The 14,287-nt window shown below is 73.1% G+C and carries 12 protein-coding genes; 8 read left to right on the top strand and 4 right to left on the bottom strand.

The window, feature by feature from the left end; translation table 11 throughout:
• Positions 1 to 207 precede the first annotated feature (207 nt).
• Complete coding sequence (locus ACIO92_RS20730; RefSeq protein ID WP_402282562.1) at positions 208 to 1,455, top strand: SLC13 family permease; 1,248 nt, start codon at positions 208 to 210, stop codon at positions 1,453 to 1,455.
• Positions 1,456 to 1,583: 128 nt separating this feature from the next.
• Here ACIO92_RS20730 and ACIO92_RS20725 read toward each other — a convergent pair whose 3' ends face one another.
• Positions 1,584 to 2,516 (bottom strand): M56 family metallopeptidase, encoded by a 933-nt coding sequence (locus tag ACIO92_RS20725; protein ID WP_366441268.1) that lies wholly within the window; start codon positions 2,514 to 2,516, stop codon positions 1,584 to 1,586.
• Between the two features lie 5 nt (positions 2,517 to 2,521).
• The gene (locus tag ACIO92_RS20720; protein WP_366441267.1) at positions 2,522 to 2,926 is read right to left on the bottom strand and encodes a BlaI/MecI/CopY family transcriptional regulator; all 405 of its coding nucleotides are present in this window, start codon (positions 2,924 to 2,926) and stop codon (positions 2,522 to 2,524) included.
• 180 nt (positions 2,927 to 3,106) lie between these two features.
• On the opposite strand from ACIO92_RS20720, the gene ACIO92_RS20715 reads away from it, so the two are divergent.
• Entirely contained in the window at positions 3,107 to 3,601 is a 495-nt protein-coding gene (locus tag ACIO92_RS20715) for a hypothetical protein (RefSeq protein WP_402282564.1), read from the top strand.
• A 142-nt stretch (positions 3,602 to 3,743) separates the two neighbouring features.
• Positions 3,744 to 5,174 (top strand): SPFH domain-containing protein, encoded by a 1,431-nt coding sequence (locus tag ACIO92_RS20710; protein ID WP_366441265.1) that lies wholly within the window; start codon positions 3,744 to 3,746, stop codon positions 5,172 to 5,174.
• Between the two features lie 429 nt (positions 5,175 to 5,603).
• Here ACIO92_RS20710 and ACIO92_RS20705 read toward each other — a convergent pair whose 3' ends face one another.
• Both ACIO92_RS20705 and ACIO92_RS20700 read right to left on the bottom strand, forming a co-directional pair.
• On the bottom strand, positions 5,604 to 7,034 hold the full coding sequence (locus tag ACIO92_RS20705) for a cation:proton antiporter (protein WP_366441264.1): 1,431 nt from the start codon (positions 7,032 to 7,034) through the stop codon (positions 5,604 to 5,606).
• Positions 7,035 to 7,041: 7 nt separating this feature from the next.
• On the bottom strand, positions 7,042 to 7,512 hold the full coding sequence (locus ACIO92_RS20700) for a TrkA C-terminal domain-containing protein (protein ID WP_366441263.1): 471 nt from the start codon (positions 7,510 to 7,512) through the stop codon (positions 7,042 to 7,044).
• 222 nt (positions 7,513 to 7,734) lie between these two features.
• Here ACIO92_RS20700 and ACIO92_RS20695 point away from each other — a divergent pair, with 222 nt between their 5' ends.
• From ACIO92_RS20695 to ACIO92_RS20675, 5 genes are all read left to right on the top strand, one after another.
• Positions 7,735 to 8,685, top strand: coding sequence for a HAMP domain-containing sensor histidine kinase (locus ACIO92_RS20695; protein ID WP_401239137.1), 951 nt, complete (start codon positions 7,735 to 7,737; stop codon positions 8,683 to 8,685).
• Positions 8,682 to 9,344, top strand: coding sequence for a response regulator transcription factor (locus tag ACIO92_RS20690; protein ID WP_366441261.1), 663 nt, complete (start codon positions 8,682 to 8,684; stop codon positions 9,342 to 9,344). Before ACIO92_RS20695 ends, ACIO92_RS20690 begins: the two co-directional genes overlap by 4 nt.
• Positions 9,345 to 9,437: 93 nt before the next feature.
• Positions 9,438 to 11,453, top strand: a complete 2,016-nt coding sequence (locus ACIO92_RS20685) for a hypothetical protein (protein WP_402058019.1) — start codon at positions 9,438 to 9,440, stop codon at positions 11,451 to 11,453.
• A 748-nt stretch (positions 11,454 to 12,201) separates the two neighbouring features.
• A complete protein-coding gene (locus tag ACIO92_RS20680) occupies positions 12,202 to 13,791 on the top strand; it encodes an aldehyde dehydrogenase (protein WP_366441259.1) in 1,590 nt (529 codons plus the stop codon).
• Positions 13,788 to 14,273 carry a type II toxin-antitoxin system RatA family toxin gene (locus ACIO92_RS20675; protein WP_401239130.1) on the top strand — a complete coding sequence of 162 codons (486 nt, stop codon included), beginning with the start codon at positions 13,788 to 13,790 and terminating at the stop codon, positions 14,271 to 14,273. The genes ACIO92_RS20680 and ACIO92_RS20675 overlap by 4 nt, the downstream gene beginning before the upstream one ends.
• The last annotated feature ends 14 nt before the right edge of the window (positions 14,274 to 14,287 follow it).

The following is a 14,287-nucleotide window of genomic DNA, read 5'->3' as shown; positions in this document are numbered from 1 at the left end:
TGTACAATGTCACGTTGCAGAAGTGGGGGTGTGGTCGTCCTCCGGCCATCGGACCGACCACCCCCCTACCGGATTCCTCGATTCCACCGCCGGGGCGGACCCCGCCGCAGGTCGCCGCGCTTCCGTCGCCGGACGTTCTCCGACCGGCCCGCCCCGTGGGCGTACCCGCCGTCACACCGCCCCGGGGCGACCCGGATGATCGGGCACATGCTCGTCACGTCCGTGTCCGCGCTCGCCCTCGCCGTGGTGCTGGTCTGCGCCGTCGTCCGTCCGTTCCGGCTGCCCGAGGCGGTCTTCGCCGTGCCCGCCGCGGGCGTCGTCCTGGCCGTGGGCGCGATCACTCCCGAGGCGACGCTCCAGGAGGCGGAACGCCTCGGTCCGGTGATCGGTTTCCTGGCCGCCATCCTCGTTCTCGCCAAGCTCTGCGACGACGAAGGGCTCTTCCGGGCGTGCGGCACATGGACGGCCCGCTGGGCCGACCGTCGCCCGCGGCGGCTGCTCGGCGCCGTGTTCGCCCTGGCCTCGCTGATCACCGCCGTCCTCAGCCTGGACGCGACGGTCGTCCTGCTCACTCCGGTGGTGTTCGTGACCGCCGCCAGGATGGGAGCCCGTCCCGCGCCGCACGTCTACGCGAGCGCCCACCTCTCGAACACCGCCTCACTGCTGCTGCCCGTGTCCAACCTGACGAACCTGCTCGCGTTCACGGCCAGCGGTCTCGGCTTCACCCGGTTCGCGCTGCTGATGCTGCTCCCCTGGCTGACCGCGATCGCGGTCGAGTACGTGGTCTTCCGGCGTTTCTTCGCACGCGATCTGGCCGCGCCCGCGGCTCCGGTCGAGCCTCCGCCGCCCGCCCCCGTCCCCCTGTTCGCCCTGCTGACCGTGGCCGCGACCCTGGTCGGCTTCGCCGTCGCGTCGGCGACCGGGATCGATCCCGCGTGGGCAGCGGCGGCGGGCGCCGCCGTCCTCGCCGTACGGGCCCTGACGCGGGGGCACACGACCCCGCGCGCGCTGGTGCGTTCGGCCGCGTTGCCGTTCCTGGCGTTCGTCCTGGCCCTCGGCGTCGTCGTACGGGCCGTCGTCGACAACGGCCTCGGGGCCCTCCTCGACCACGTCCTGCCGGACGGCACCTCCCTCCCGGCGCTGCTCGGGATCGCCGCGGTCGCCGCCGTGCTCGCCAACCTCATCAACAACCTGCCCGCGACCCTCGCCCTGGTCCCGCTGGTGGCGGCCTCGGGCCCGGGGGCGGTGCTCGCGGTCCTGCTCGGGGTGAACATCGGACCGAACCTCACGTACGCCGGGTCCCTCGCGACGCTCCTCTGGCGCCGGATCGCCCGGGAGCACGAGCATCCGGTGGCCCTCGGGGAGTTCACCAGGCTGGGCCTCCTGACGGTTCCGGCCGCCCTCACGGCCTCGACGGTGGCGCTGTGGGCCTCGCTCAGACTCGCGGGGCTCTGACACGGCCCCCTCACCCCCCTCTCTCGCTCCTGCCCCTTTCGCCCCTCGACCTCCCCCGCACGAATTCGACCTGTGGGGAGGACGAACCGGGTCGGGGGCAGGACCCGCACCGCCTCCCGCACCGCGCCTCACACGGGCGCGGCCACCTCGCGCAGGACGAGGAACAGCGCGACCGCCGAGTTGGCGGACGACAGGGCCGACACGGTCGCGCCGAACGCGGCGCACCAGGCGGCGAGGCCGACGGCCGTCCAGGCGGGCGGCCAGGCGTGACCGGCCGGGGCCGGGCGCATCAGGGCCGCGACCCTGCGGGGTACGGGCCCGGCGGCCGCGAGCGCGGGCAGCGTGGCCGCGGGAGCCCGGGGCGCGAGCAGCGCCGCCTTCCCGATGGCGCGGGCGACCACCCGGCGGCTGCCGACCTCGGCGGCGGCCTCCTCGTCGGCCCAGCGCTCGGCGGTGTACGACACGGCGGTGCGCAGCGGCCGGAGGAACGGGTTCGCCCGCGCCGCCAGGTGGACCGTCAGGAGGTGACGGTGGTGACGCCCGGCCAGATGGGCGCGCTCATGGGCGAAGAGGGCGCGGCGCTCGGCCGAGGTCAGCCCGGCGAGCATTCCGGTGCTGACGACGACCCGGCCCCGCCCGCCGGGCAGCGCGTACGCGTAGGGGGTACGGTCCGGCAGCACCGCGACGGACGTCGGCGGCAGCCCGGCGAGCGCGCCCGTGGCCCGGCGGCGCACCCTGAGCTGGCGCCAGGCGGCCACGCCGCAGGAGGCGAGGACGGCGAGGAGCGCGGGGATGGCGGCACGCCCCGCGATCTCGTCATAGGGGACGGCGGCGCGCACATCGGGGTCGGACCAGCTGTCGGGAAGGGGATTGCCCGGCAGCTGGGCGGTGCCGACGATCATGAGCAGGCCGAGGCAGAGCGTGCTGCACACGGCGCAGACCCCGGCGACGGCGGAGAGCAGCCGGGTGGCGGTACGCGGATGGAGCCGCTGTGCGGCGAGGCGGGCGACCGGCCACGCGGTGAGCGGAAGGACCAGGGGAAGGAAGACGAAGACTCCCATGGCGGTCAGCCTTCCTCCTCCTCGGCGTTCTGGGCGAGGAGTTCACGAAGGAGTCGCTCTTCGTTCGGCGGGAGTGCGGTCACGAAGCTGGCCAGGACCGCCTGCCGGTCGGCCTCCGCGTCCAGGACCTTCCGCATCCGCAGGGCGGCCAGCCCCGACTCGTCGGCGACGGCCGTCCACCGGAAGGAACGTCCGGCGCGTTCGCGTTCGACGGCACCCTTCGCCCGGAGACGCGTGAGGATGGTGATGACGGTGGTGTACGCGAGGCCACCGCCGAGCCGTTCCCGCACCCAGGCCACCGGGACGGGCTCCGATGCCTCGCGCAGCACGGCGAGCACCTGGGTCTCCAGTTCGCCCTGGCCGCGTCTGCGTGCGGGGAACTCGGCCCCGTCCTCGCTCAGGTCCGTCATGTGGCCCCTCCTCCGCTTCGGATCAGCGACTCATCGTACTGAACGGCCGCCGATCCCCTAGGGGAGTCAATGGGTGGTAACACCCATATCCCCCGGGACTCCCACGTGGAACAATTTGGAAAAGGAAAGGGATCAAGGGGATCGAGAGGGCACGAGAAAGAACGAGGGGGACCGGTTCGCATGGGATGGTTTCTGGGATTCGGTATCGCGGGACTCGTCGTCCTGGCGCTCGCGCTCGTCTTCGACGGGCTCCTGGAAAGCATAGGCGGCGGTCCCGACGGATTCCTCTCGCTCCCGGTGATCGCCGGATTCGTCTCGGCCCTCGGTTTCACCGGTGCCGTCGTGAGGGGAGCGGCTGGTGCCGGGCCGCTCGTCGCGGCCCTCGCCGGGGTCGTCGCGGGTGTCGTCGTGGGCTGGTCGACCTGGTGGTTCAGCCGCGCTCTGATACGGGGCGGGGAGGCTCCGGCGCCCCGGGGAGAAGACCTGGCGGGTACGTCGGGGGCGGTCGTCACGGCGATTCCCGTCGGCGGGTACGGCGAGGTGCTGCTGTATCTGGCGGGCCAGCCGGTGAAGTACGCGGCGAAGTCGGCCGGGCCGGTCGCGCGGGGCACCGAGGTCTGGGTGGATTCCGTCCTGTCGCCGACGTCGGTCACCGTCCGTCCGGTGGACCACTGACGGCGCGGCCGTTCCGGGGCGTCTCTTCCGGGCGCGCCGATCCGGCACCGGGCCCCGCGTGGAATTCGGTTCGCCGCCCTCTCTCGTCCCCTTCCTCGTCCTTGTCTTTTCTTCCGTTCATTTCTTTCAAGGGGATTTCTTCATGAGCCCTGTCCTCACCGCCGTGGTGGGAATCGTCGTCCTCGTCGTGCTGCTCGGCCTCGTCGTCGTCACGCGCTACAAGGTCGCCGGTCCCAGCGAGGCGTTCATCATCACCGGTCGGCGCGGCAAGAAGGCCACCGATCCGGCGACCGGCCGGGTGTTCACCGACAACAGCGGCCAGAAGGTCGTGGTGGGCGGGGGCGTGTTCGTCGTCCCGTTCGTCCAGCAGAAGTTCACCCTCGACCTGTCGAGCCGTCACATCCCGGTGGCGGTGCGCGGCGCGGTCACCCTGCGCGGTGTGAAGGCGAACCTGGAGGGGGTCGCGATCGTCAAGGTCGGCGGTACCGAGGACTCGATACGGGCGGCGGCGCAGCGGTTCCTGATGCAGCAGAACGGCATCGTGGGGTTCACCCAGGAGGTGCTGTCCGGTGCGCTGCGTTCCATCGTGGGCCGTATGTCGGTCGAGGACATCATCCGGGACCGTGCCGTCTTCGCGGGGCAGGTCGCCGAGGAGGCGGAGGCCAGCCTGTCCGGGCAGGGCCTGGTCCTGGACGCCTTCCAGATCCAGGACATCACCACCGAGGGCTCCTACCTGGAGGACCTGGGCCGTCCCGAGGCCGCGCGCGCCAAGCAGGAGGCGGACATCGCCGAGGCCGTCGCCCGGCGCGCCGCCGAGCAGGCGCGGCTGAAGGCGGAGGAGGAGATCGCCGTCGCGCAGCGGACGCTGTACCTGAAGCAGGCCGAGATCAAGGCCCAGACCGATGAGGCGGCCGCCCAGGCGAACGCGGCGGGACCGCTGGCCGAGGCCGCCCGGCAGCAGGACATCCTGACCGAGCAGGAGAAGGTCGCCGCGCGGCAGGCCGAGCTCACCGACCGGCAGCTCGACACCCAGGTCCGCAAGCCGGCCGACGCGGCCCGCTACCAGGCCGAGCAGGAGGCGGAGGCCCGCCGGATCGCCCTGGTGAAGGAGGCGGAGGCGGACGCGCAGCGGGCCAGGCTCACCGGTGAGGGCGAGAAGGCCCACCGCGCGGCCCTCGCCGACGCCGTACGGATCGAGGGCGAGGCCCAGGCCGCGGCGATCGCCGCGAAGGGCTCCGCCGAGGCCGAGGCGATGCGGAAGAAGGCCGACGCCTTCGACGGGTACGGCGACGCGGCCGTGCTGCAGATGCTGGTCGAGGTGCTGCCGCAGGTGGTGGCGAAGGCGTCCGAGCCGCTGTCCGCGGTGGACAAGCTGACGGTCATCTCCACCGACGGGGCGAGCCGGCTGTCCCGTACGGTCACCGACAACGTCGCCCAGGGCATGGAGCTGCTGTCCTCCACCACCGGGGTGGACCTCGCGGCGCTCCTCCAGGGCATGACCCGGAAGGACGGCGGGCGTGAACCGGCGAAGGGGGAGCCGGTCAAGCAGGAGGCGATAGAGATAGCGGACTGAACCGCGCGGCCCCCGCTCGCCGACGGCCCGCTCATCGGCGGCCTGCTCGGACGGCTCGCTCCGGGAGGGGGCTCGATCCGGGGGCGTCGGCGACATGGATTCGTCGGCCGTGTCACCGACGCGCGCCCGTCGTCCCGCGCTCACCCTCCCGAGTCCGGCCCCGCGTTCGCCGCCCCGCGTTCGGCGCCCCGCGCTCGGCGCCCGGTGTTCGCCGACCGAAGCACGCTCTCCGGGGCCGGTCACCGGCACCAGTCACCAGTCACCAGTCACCGAGGGTCCCTCTCCGGCACCTGCGCCGACCCGCTCGGTCCACCGGCACCCGCTCGCCGCCCCACCCGCACCGCCCGGCCCGGCTGGCCCGACCGTCTCGTCCAGCTCGCCCGGCTCGGTTCGTCCGGACCGTCGACCGGCCCCGTGCATCCGGCTCGCTCACACGCGGTCGGCGGACTCCGGGTCCCGGGCGGGGCCGGGAAGGGTCTCCGGCACGGGAACGGTCTCGTCGAGCGGGTCCGTGGCCGAGGCCGGTTCCTTCACCGGTTCCGGACTCTTCGCGGGGCCGGGATCCTTCGGCGGTTCCGGCTTCCTCGGCGGTTCCGGCGTCTGGACCGGCTCGGGCTCCGGGAGGGCGACCGGGACGGCGGCCGACACCGGGAGGGAGACGGATTCCAGGACGGCGGCCGACTGGGAGGCGGGCGCCATCGGGGTCCGGCGCCCGATGAAGTAGGCGGCGACCGGTTCGGTGTAGCGGGCGGTGAGCGGCCCGATCACCACGAGGATGAGGACATAGGCGGTGGCGAAGGGGCCCAGTTGGGGCTGGACCCCGGCGGTGACGGCGAGTCCGGCGATGACGATGGAGAACTCGCCGCGCGCCACCAGGGTGCCGCCCGCCCGCCAGCGTCCCTTGACCCCGATCCCGGCACGGCGGGCGGCCCAGTGACCGGTGGCGATCTTGGTGAAGGTGGTGACGACGGCCAGCGCGAGCGCCGGGAGGATCACCGGGGGGATGCTGTTCGGGTCGGTGTGCAGTCCGAAGAAGACGAAGAACACGGCGGCGAACAGGTCCCGCAGCGGACTCAGCAGGGTGTGGGCGCCCTCGGCGACCTCACCGGAGAGGGCGATGCCCACGAGGAACGCGCCGACGGCCGCGGACACCTGGAGCTGCTGGGCGATCCCGGCGACCAGCAGGGTCAGGCCGAGGACCACGAGGAGGAGCTTCTCCGGATCGTCGCTGGAGACAAACCGGGAGATCAACCGCCCGTAGCGGACGGCGACGAAGAGCACCGCACCGGCCACGCCGAGGGCGATGGCGAGGGTGGCGCTGCCGGCCGCGAGGCCGACCCCGGCGAGCAGGGCCGTGATGATCGGCAGGTAGACGGCCATGGCGAGGTCTTCGAGGACCAGGATGCTGAGGATCACCGGGGTCTCGCGGTTGCCGAGCCGTCCGAGGTCGCCGAGGACCTTGGCGATGACCCCCGAGGAGGAGATCCAGGTGACACCGGCCAGGACGACGGCGGCGACCGGGCCCCAGCCGAGCAGCAGCGCGGCGGCGGCGCCGGGCAGGGCGTTCAGGGCGAAGTCGACGAGCCCGGCGGGGTACTGGGTCTTGAGGTTGGAGACGAGATCGCTCGCCGTGTATTCGAGGCCCAGCATGAGGAGCAGCAGGATGACGCCGATCTCGGCGCCGATGGCGACGAACTCGTCACTGGCGTCGAACGGCAGCAGGCCGCCCTTGCCGAAGGCGAGCCCCGCGAGGAGGTAGAGGGGTATGGGAGAGAACTGGAACCGTCCGGCGAGTCGTCCGAGGAGGCCGAGCCCGAGGATGATCGCACCGAATTCGATCAGGAAGACCGCGGAGTGCACGGGGCCCTCACTCCCGACCGAGGATCGCGGCGGCGGCGTCGACGCCCTCGCGGGTGCCGATGACGATGAGCGTGTCACCGCCCGCGAGCCGGAAGTCGGGCGCCGGGGACGGTATCGCCCCGGAGCGGCGCAGTACGGCGACGACGGAGGCGCCCGCCTCGGTGCGCATCCGGGTGTCGCCGAGCACGCGCCCGTTCCAGTACGAGTGCGCGGACAGCTCGACGCGTTCGGCGACGAGGCCCAGGTCGGTGGTGTGCAGGACGTTCGGGCTGTGGTGCGCGGGCAGCAGCGCGTCGATCAGGGAGGCCGTCTCGGCCTCGGTGAGGTGCAGCGACTGCGCGCAGGCGTCGGGGTCGTCGCCCCGGTACACGTTCACGGTCCGGGTCCCGTCGCGGTGTGCGATGACCGACAGCTGCCGGTGCTCCCGGGTCGTGAAGTCGTACTGGACTCCGATGCCGGGCAAGGGCGTCGTTCTCATCCGCGGAGCAGGCACGGGCCCGTCCCTTCCTTGGGGTGGTGGGGTGGATGGTCGTGGTGCGCGGGCCATCGTGCCATCCGGCGGAAGGAGGCGGACATGGGTGTCGGCACGGATGGACAAGACCCCTCGAAGCTGGTCAGGATGGGGCGGGGACCCAGGTCCTTTCGCAGGTCAGGGGTCCGTCGGGACCCTGGTGCACGATTCGACGGGAGAGCAGGAGCAGTGTCGCTGTACTGGCGCATCTTCCTTCTCAACGCGTCCGTCCTGGTCACGGCCGTGCTGTTGCTGTTCGGCCCGGTGACCGTCTCCTCACCCGTGCTCTTCGGCGAGGCGATCGTGCTGATGGCGGGTCTGACGGCGATGCTCCTCGCCAACGGATTCCTCCTGCGGGTCGCGCTGACGCCGCTCCAGCGCCTCACCCGGGCGATGCGGACGGCGGACCTGCTGCGGCCGGGACGGCGTCCGGAGGTGTCGGGGCAGGGTGAGATCGCCGAGCTGACCCGTACGTTCAACACGATGCTGGACCGGCTGGAGGCCGAGCGGGCCACGAGCACCGCACGGGCCCTGTCGGCGCAGGAGGAGGAGCGGCGGCGGATCGCGCGGGAGCTCCACGACGAGGTCGGGCAGACCCTGACGGCCGTACTGCTGCAGCTGAAGCACGCGGCGGACCACGCGCCCGCCGGGCTGCGGACCGAGCTCCACCAGGCGCAGGAGACGACACGGGCGGGGCTCGAGGAGATCCGCCGCATCGCCCGCCGTCTGCGCCCCGGAGTCCTGGAGGAGCTGGGGCTGCACAGTGCGCTCCGGTCGCTGGCCTCCGAGTTCTCCACGCGCTCCCTGACCGTACGGGCGCACATCGAGCCCGGTCTGCCGAAGCTCGACGACGCCACCGAGCTGGTGCTGTACCGGGTGGCGCAGGAGGGCGTGACGAACACGGCGCGGCACGCGTCCGCCGGTCAGGTCGACATCCGGTTGCGCCGCCTCCCGCACGGCGGGGTCGGACTCCTGGTCGAGGACGACGGGCGGGGGCTCGGTGGGGCGCCGGACGGAGCGGGGCTCCTCGGGATGCGGGAGCGGGCCCTGCTGATCGGCGCGGAGCTGACCGTCCGCGAAGGCGACGGCGGCGGCACACGGGTCCGCCTCGACACACGGGGCACGAGGACAGGGTCATGACGGAACCGAAGGCTCCCACCCGCATCCTGCTGGCGGACGACCACGCGCTGGTGCGCGGAGGGGTGCGTCTGATCCTCGACGCGGAACCGGACCTGACGGTGGTGGCCGAGGCGGCGGACGGGGCCGAGGCGGTGGCCCTGGCGCGTTCCGAGCGGATCGACCTGGCCGTCCTGGACATCTCGATGCCCCGCAGGACCGGCCTCCAGGCGGCCCGGGAACTGAGCAGGCTGCGGCCCGAGCTGCGCATCCTGATGCTCACGATGTACGACAACGAGCAGTACTTCTTCGAGGCGCTGAAGGCGGGCGCGAGCGGCTACGTGCCGAAGTCGGTGGCGGACCGCGATCTGGTGGAGGCGTGCCGGGCCGCCGTGCGCGACGAGCCGTTCATCTATCCGGGCGCGGAGACGGCTCTGATCCGTACCTACCTCGACCGGGCGGAGCGGGGCAGACCCCTGCCCGCCAAGGCGGTCACGGAACGCGAGGAGGAGATCCTGAAGCTCGTGGCGGAGGGCCACAGCTCGAAGGAGATCGGCGACCTGCTGGTCATCAGCCCCAAGACGGTGGAGCGGCACCGCGCGAACCTCCTCCAGAAACTGGGGCTGAGGGACCGTCTGGAGCTGACGCGGTACGCGATCAGGGTGGGTCTGATCGAGCCTTAACGGCTCTTGTCCGGATGTGTGGTCCCGCTCCCGGGGAACCGTACGGTCACAGGTCCGAGGTGACGGCACCGCCCGGGGGCTCGTTGGCCGGTCATGTTGTCCCGTCATGTCACCGCAGGCACCTCGATACCGGCCGGGCGCCCGGCCCGTGAGGCCGCCGAGGCGGCCCTCGTCGAGAACTATCCGCGACTCGTCCGGCTCGCCTATCTGATCCTGCCGCCGTCCCTCGGCCGTCACCGCCGCGTCCTCACCGCCCACGCCCTGGTCCAGCGGACCCTGGCGGACGCCACGAGCCGCCCCGGCCCGTGGCCGGGGAACGAGCCCGCCGGGGCAGCGGCTTCCGGCAGGTCCGCCCCGGCTCCCCGCTCCGGTCCGCCGCTTCCCGGGCAGCGGAGCGGCGAACGTCCGGTGGCTTCCTGGCTGCGGGCGACGGTCGTCCGGACGGCGCTCAGGCCCCGGCATCCGTTGCGCCGCCCCGGCCCGTTCCTCCCCCTCGTCCTCGGACTGCGGCTGTTCCCCCGCGCCGGGGGCTCCGACGAACTCTCCCTCGACCGCGCGCTGGCCGGAGTCGGCGCGGAGGTCCGGGCGGCGGTCGCCCTGCGGGCCCTCGAACGGCTCCCGGCCGACGCGGTCGTCGAACTGCTGGCCTCGGCGGGCGTCCCCGAGCCGGAGGCCGCCGTCCGCGCCGCCGACCGGCTCGGCGCGGCGACCGGAACCGATGTCGCCGCGCTGCTCTCCGGCGGCGAGTTCGACCCGTGCACCGTCCACACCCGCCCCACGGACCTCCTGCGCCGCCGTCGCCACGGCCGTCTGGCCGTCCTCGCCGGGGCGGCGGTGCTCGCCGGGGCCGCCGTCGTCGCCACGGCCGGGCTCCGTCCGGCACCGGAACCGCGCCCGGGGCCGGTCGCGGCCGCGGCCGCCCTCACCGCCACCGCCCTGGTACGGGCCCCCGCCGAGCACTGGGCGGACACCGCGCGCGTCGACCTCACCGCCTGGCCCCCGCGCGGCGCCCGCACCGGTGACACGGCGCTCCTGCGGCGTGCCCTGGACTCCTGGTCGGGGCGTACGGACACCGGTGTACGGGTGACGGCGGCGCGCGGCACGGCCACGGCACCACCGGGAGAGCCGCCCGCTCTGCTCTTCGCGGGAACGGTGGACGGCTCCGGGGTGGTGCTCCTGTACGACGGGCGGCGGCTCGCCCGGTACGCCGAAGCCTCCGACGGCCGGACCGGAGCCTCCCTCCAGGTGGCGCGCGCGGACGACAGCGACGTCACGACCGGTGCGGCGGTGGCCCTCACCCGGGGCGACGGGCGGGCCCGTTTCCTCCTCGCCCCGTGGATCGCCCGCGCGGAGGTACGGGACCTGCGGGCGCCGGGCGCGGCGGCGGTTCCCCTGGCCGTGACGGCCGAAGGGGTCACGGCCCCGGTGCCGTACGGGAGCGAGGGCGGGTGCGACCGGGTTCCGGCGCTTCAGCTGACCTCGTCGGCGCGGATCGTCGAGGACCACGCCTTTCTGCTCGCGGACCTCGGTGAGCTGGTCCCGGCACATCTGACCTGGACCCCGGCGCCGGGCCCGGATGCGCGGGCCCGTTCGCCCCGCGAGGCGGCGGGGCCCCGGGGGCTGGCTGCCTGGGCCCGGTCCGCCTGTTCGCTGGCACCGCTGCGGCTCGCGGGCGTGCGCGCGGTCAACCGCTGGGAGTACGCGGTCCAGGCCCTGCCGGAGCGGGCGGGCACGGCGGTGTGGGTCTGCTCCCGGGCGGACACCTGGGAGGGGCCCGGCCGGACGACGATCGCCTTCGAACCCCCGGGCGCCCGCCCGCCGCAGCGGGTGGCGGCCCTCGGCGACTCGGCGCTGTGCAGCCGTTTCGGCCAGCACGTCCTGGCCGCCACCTCGTGGGTCTCGCCCTCGGGCACGCGCTACCTCCTGTCCGCGGGGAGCCGGCACGTCGGGAGCATCACGACCCGGGGCTCCACCACCACGACGACCAGGGGCCCCGCCCAGGCGGTCAGGTCCCCGAAGCCCGTCCTGGTCCGCGTCGAGGGCCGACTGCCCGACGGCTCTCCCCTGGAGGGCCTGGTCTCCGGCCAGCCCCCTGGCCCGGGACACTGACCGGCCGACCGGCACCGGCACCGGCACCGGCACCGGCACCGGCACCGGCACCGATGGACGCTCTCCGCCGGGGGACGCCCCACGGAGCCCGGTCGCCGAACTCCTGATGGCCTGATCGCTCCAGGCCACAGACCCCGGACCGACCGACGGCCCCGACCCAGCCCCAGCCCCAGGCCTCGTCCTGCTCCTGCTCCTGCTCCTGCTCCTGCTCCTGCTCCTGCTCCTGCTCCTGCTCCTGCTCCTGCTCCTGCGGGAGAACGAGGTCCGCGCGATCACGGACCGCTTCGGCCCGGAGGGCCCGGCACGGGATCACCCGCCCGACGTCAGGCCCTTTCCGGTCGGCGACCGAAGACAAAGAACAACGAACAGGAATTCGATCGCGGGTCGAATGCGGAAGCGGGCGACCGAGGGAAGCGCCCGTCCGGTGAATGGCCGAATCCCTGTTCCGTCCCCGTGGATCGGGCCGCGCATTTCACTCTCGACCCCGTCTCTTTCGACGGCGGAAGCCAGACCGTCGAGCTTTCCCGGAGCAGAGGACCGGACATGAGGAAATCCCGGTAGCCGTCCAGACCCAGGGCTATAGCAGCTCAGTGACCAGGGCGTTTCCCCTGTGATCGTCTCGTCCCGGACGCGGCCCCGCATCGGTCCGATAAGCAGGTTTGATCGTGGACTCATGGGGTCGGTGAAGTCGTCGCCCTAGCGTGTGAGGACACACGTCAGCCGTATCGGACTGACCGAAGGGGGCGAAATGAAGTTCGGGGTTTATCCGGCCTACATCGGCGGCCGGGACATCGTCGGTGACGATCCGCAGTACGTGCACACCGTCACCGCGCGTTCCCTCATCGAGGACACGTTCACCGGTCTGCGTCTCAAACAGGACCTCGACCGGGGTCTCGTCGATCCCGACACCGCCGGGGACAGCGTGGTCGGCGCCTGTGTCGTCGCCGACGAGGAGATGGCGGCGCTCGCCCTGGAGTCGGCCGCGCGGGCCGCCGACGAGTGGCGGCGGGTTCCCCTCGCCCGGCGCCTGGAGATCGGGCGGCGGATCGGGGAGCGGCTGCTCCAGCACCGGGAGCCGCTCGTCGAGATCCTGGTCGCGGAGGGAACACCCCGGTCCGCGGCCGAGGGGATGCTCACGGGAATCCCGTACACCAGCTGGAGCCGGGAGACCCTCGAATGGTGTGCCGAGCAGCTGGAGTTCCGGCGCCGGGACGGCGAGCGGGAAATGATCCTGCGCCGGATCCCCGACGGCGTCGTCTGCATCAATCCCCCGCAGAACGCGGCCACGGTGAACGCGCTGAACGGGCTCACCGCCCTGCTCGCCGGGAACACCGTCGTGGTCCGGGCACCCCGCGGGGTCGCGCTGAGCTGCATGTACGCGATGCGGGAGGTCGTCGCCCCGGTCCTGGAGGAGATGGGCGCGCCCGCCGGGACGGTCAACGCGTTCTGCGGACCGCCCGCGCTGGAGACCTGGCTGGCCAGTGAGCACGTCGACGACGTCCTCTACTTCGGCGGCAGCAAGAAGGGCCTGGAGTTCGAGGCCGACGCCGTCGCCGCGGGCAAGAAGCCCGTCCTCGAACTGGCGGGCAACGACTGCTGCGTGGTGTGGCACGACGCCGACCTCGACGCCGCCGTGGAGACCATCACCCAGTTCTTCCTGAACTCCGGCCAGATCTGCAACGTGCCCAACCAGGTCGTCGCCCACCCCGCCATCGCCGACGAGCTCGTCGAACGGCTCGTCGTCGCCACCCGGGAGATCAAGCCCGGCTACCCCGACGACCCCGAGGTGGTCCTCACCCCCGTCCTCGGGATCGACTGGTTCTACGGCTGCCTCGGCGAGGCGCTCGCCCGGGGCGCGAAGCTCGTCCACGGCGGGCGGCGGCTCGAAGTGGACGGCACGCCCTCGGAGACCGGGTTCTTCGTCGAGCCGAGCATCGTCCGCGTCGAAGGGCTCCGGGACGCCCGGTCGTTCTCCGTCGTCCGCGACGAGACCTTCTTCCCGCTGCTGCCGATCATCGTGCCCGAGGCGGGCGCCTCGGACGAGGACCTCCTGGAGGAGGTGCTGGCCTTCGTGAACTCCAACGCGTACGGGCTGCGCAACTCCGTCTGGACCCAGGACGCGCCGACGGCCGACCGGTTCCTCGAAGGCGTCACCAACGCGGGCAACCTCAAGATCAACGACTCGCACAGCGGCTTCCTGCCCTTCCTGCCCAACCAGGGCGGCCCCGGGCTCACCGGCGGCGCCTTCGGAGAGGCCAGCCACCCCATGCTGCGCACCACACGGCTCCAGGCCGTCAGCATCCTCCGCCCGGCCACCGACAAGGAGCCCACGTCATGACGACCCGCGTGCTGAAGGCCACGGTCCCGGCACCGGCCGCCGAGGTGGTCGAACGCCTCGCGGACGGCGGCGCGTTCCCCGCCCACGCCGAGGACGTCCGGTCGGTGTCCGACACCGGCGACGGCCACCAGGCGTGGGAGCTGGCCTTCCGGGGCGGCTCCGCCCGCTGGGTGCAGCGCACCGAGCGGACGGGCGACGGGCAGGCCCCGTACCGCATCGTTTTCGAGCAGGTCAGCGGGGACTTCCAGGAGTTCGGGGGCAGTTGGACGGTCACCGACGCCCCCGGCGGCAGCGAGATCGCCTTCCGGGTCGACTTCCGCACGAGCGTCCCCCACCTCGCCGGTGCGATCGACTCCGCCGTCGGCGTCGTCCTGGTCCGCACCGCCCATCGGGTCCTCTCCGCCGTCGCGGGCGGCGAGGTCCGAGTGACCGCCGGTGGCCACTGGCTGGGTGACCCGTCCGCGTACGTCCGGCAGCCCTGAGCACCCCCACAAGG

The sequence above is a fragment of the Streptomyces sp. NPDC087215 genome, from assembly GCF_044744885.1.
Lineage (GTDB): Bacteria > Actinomycetota > Actinomycetes > Streptomycetales > Streptomycetaceae > Streptomyces.
This window is presented reverse-complemented; position numbering and strand designations above follow the sequence as displayed.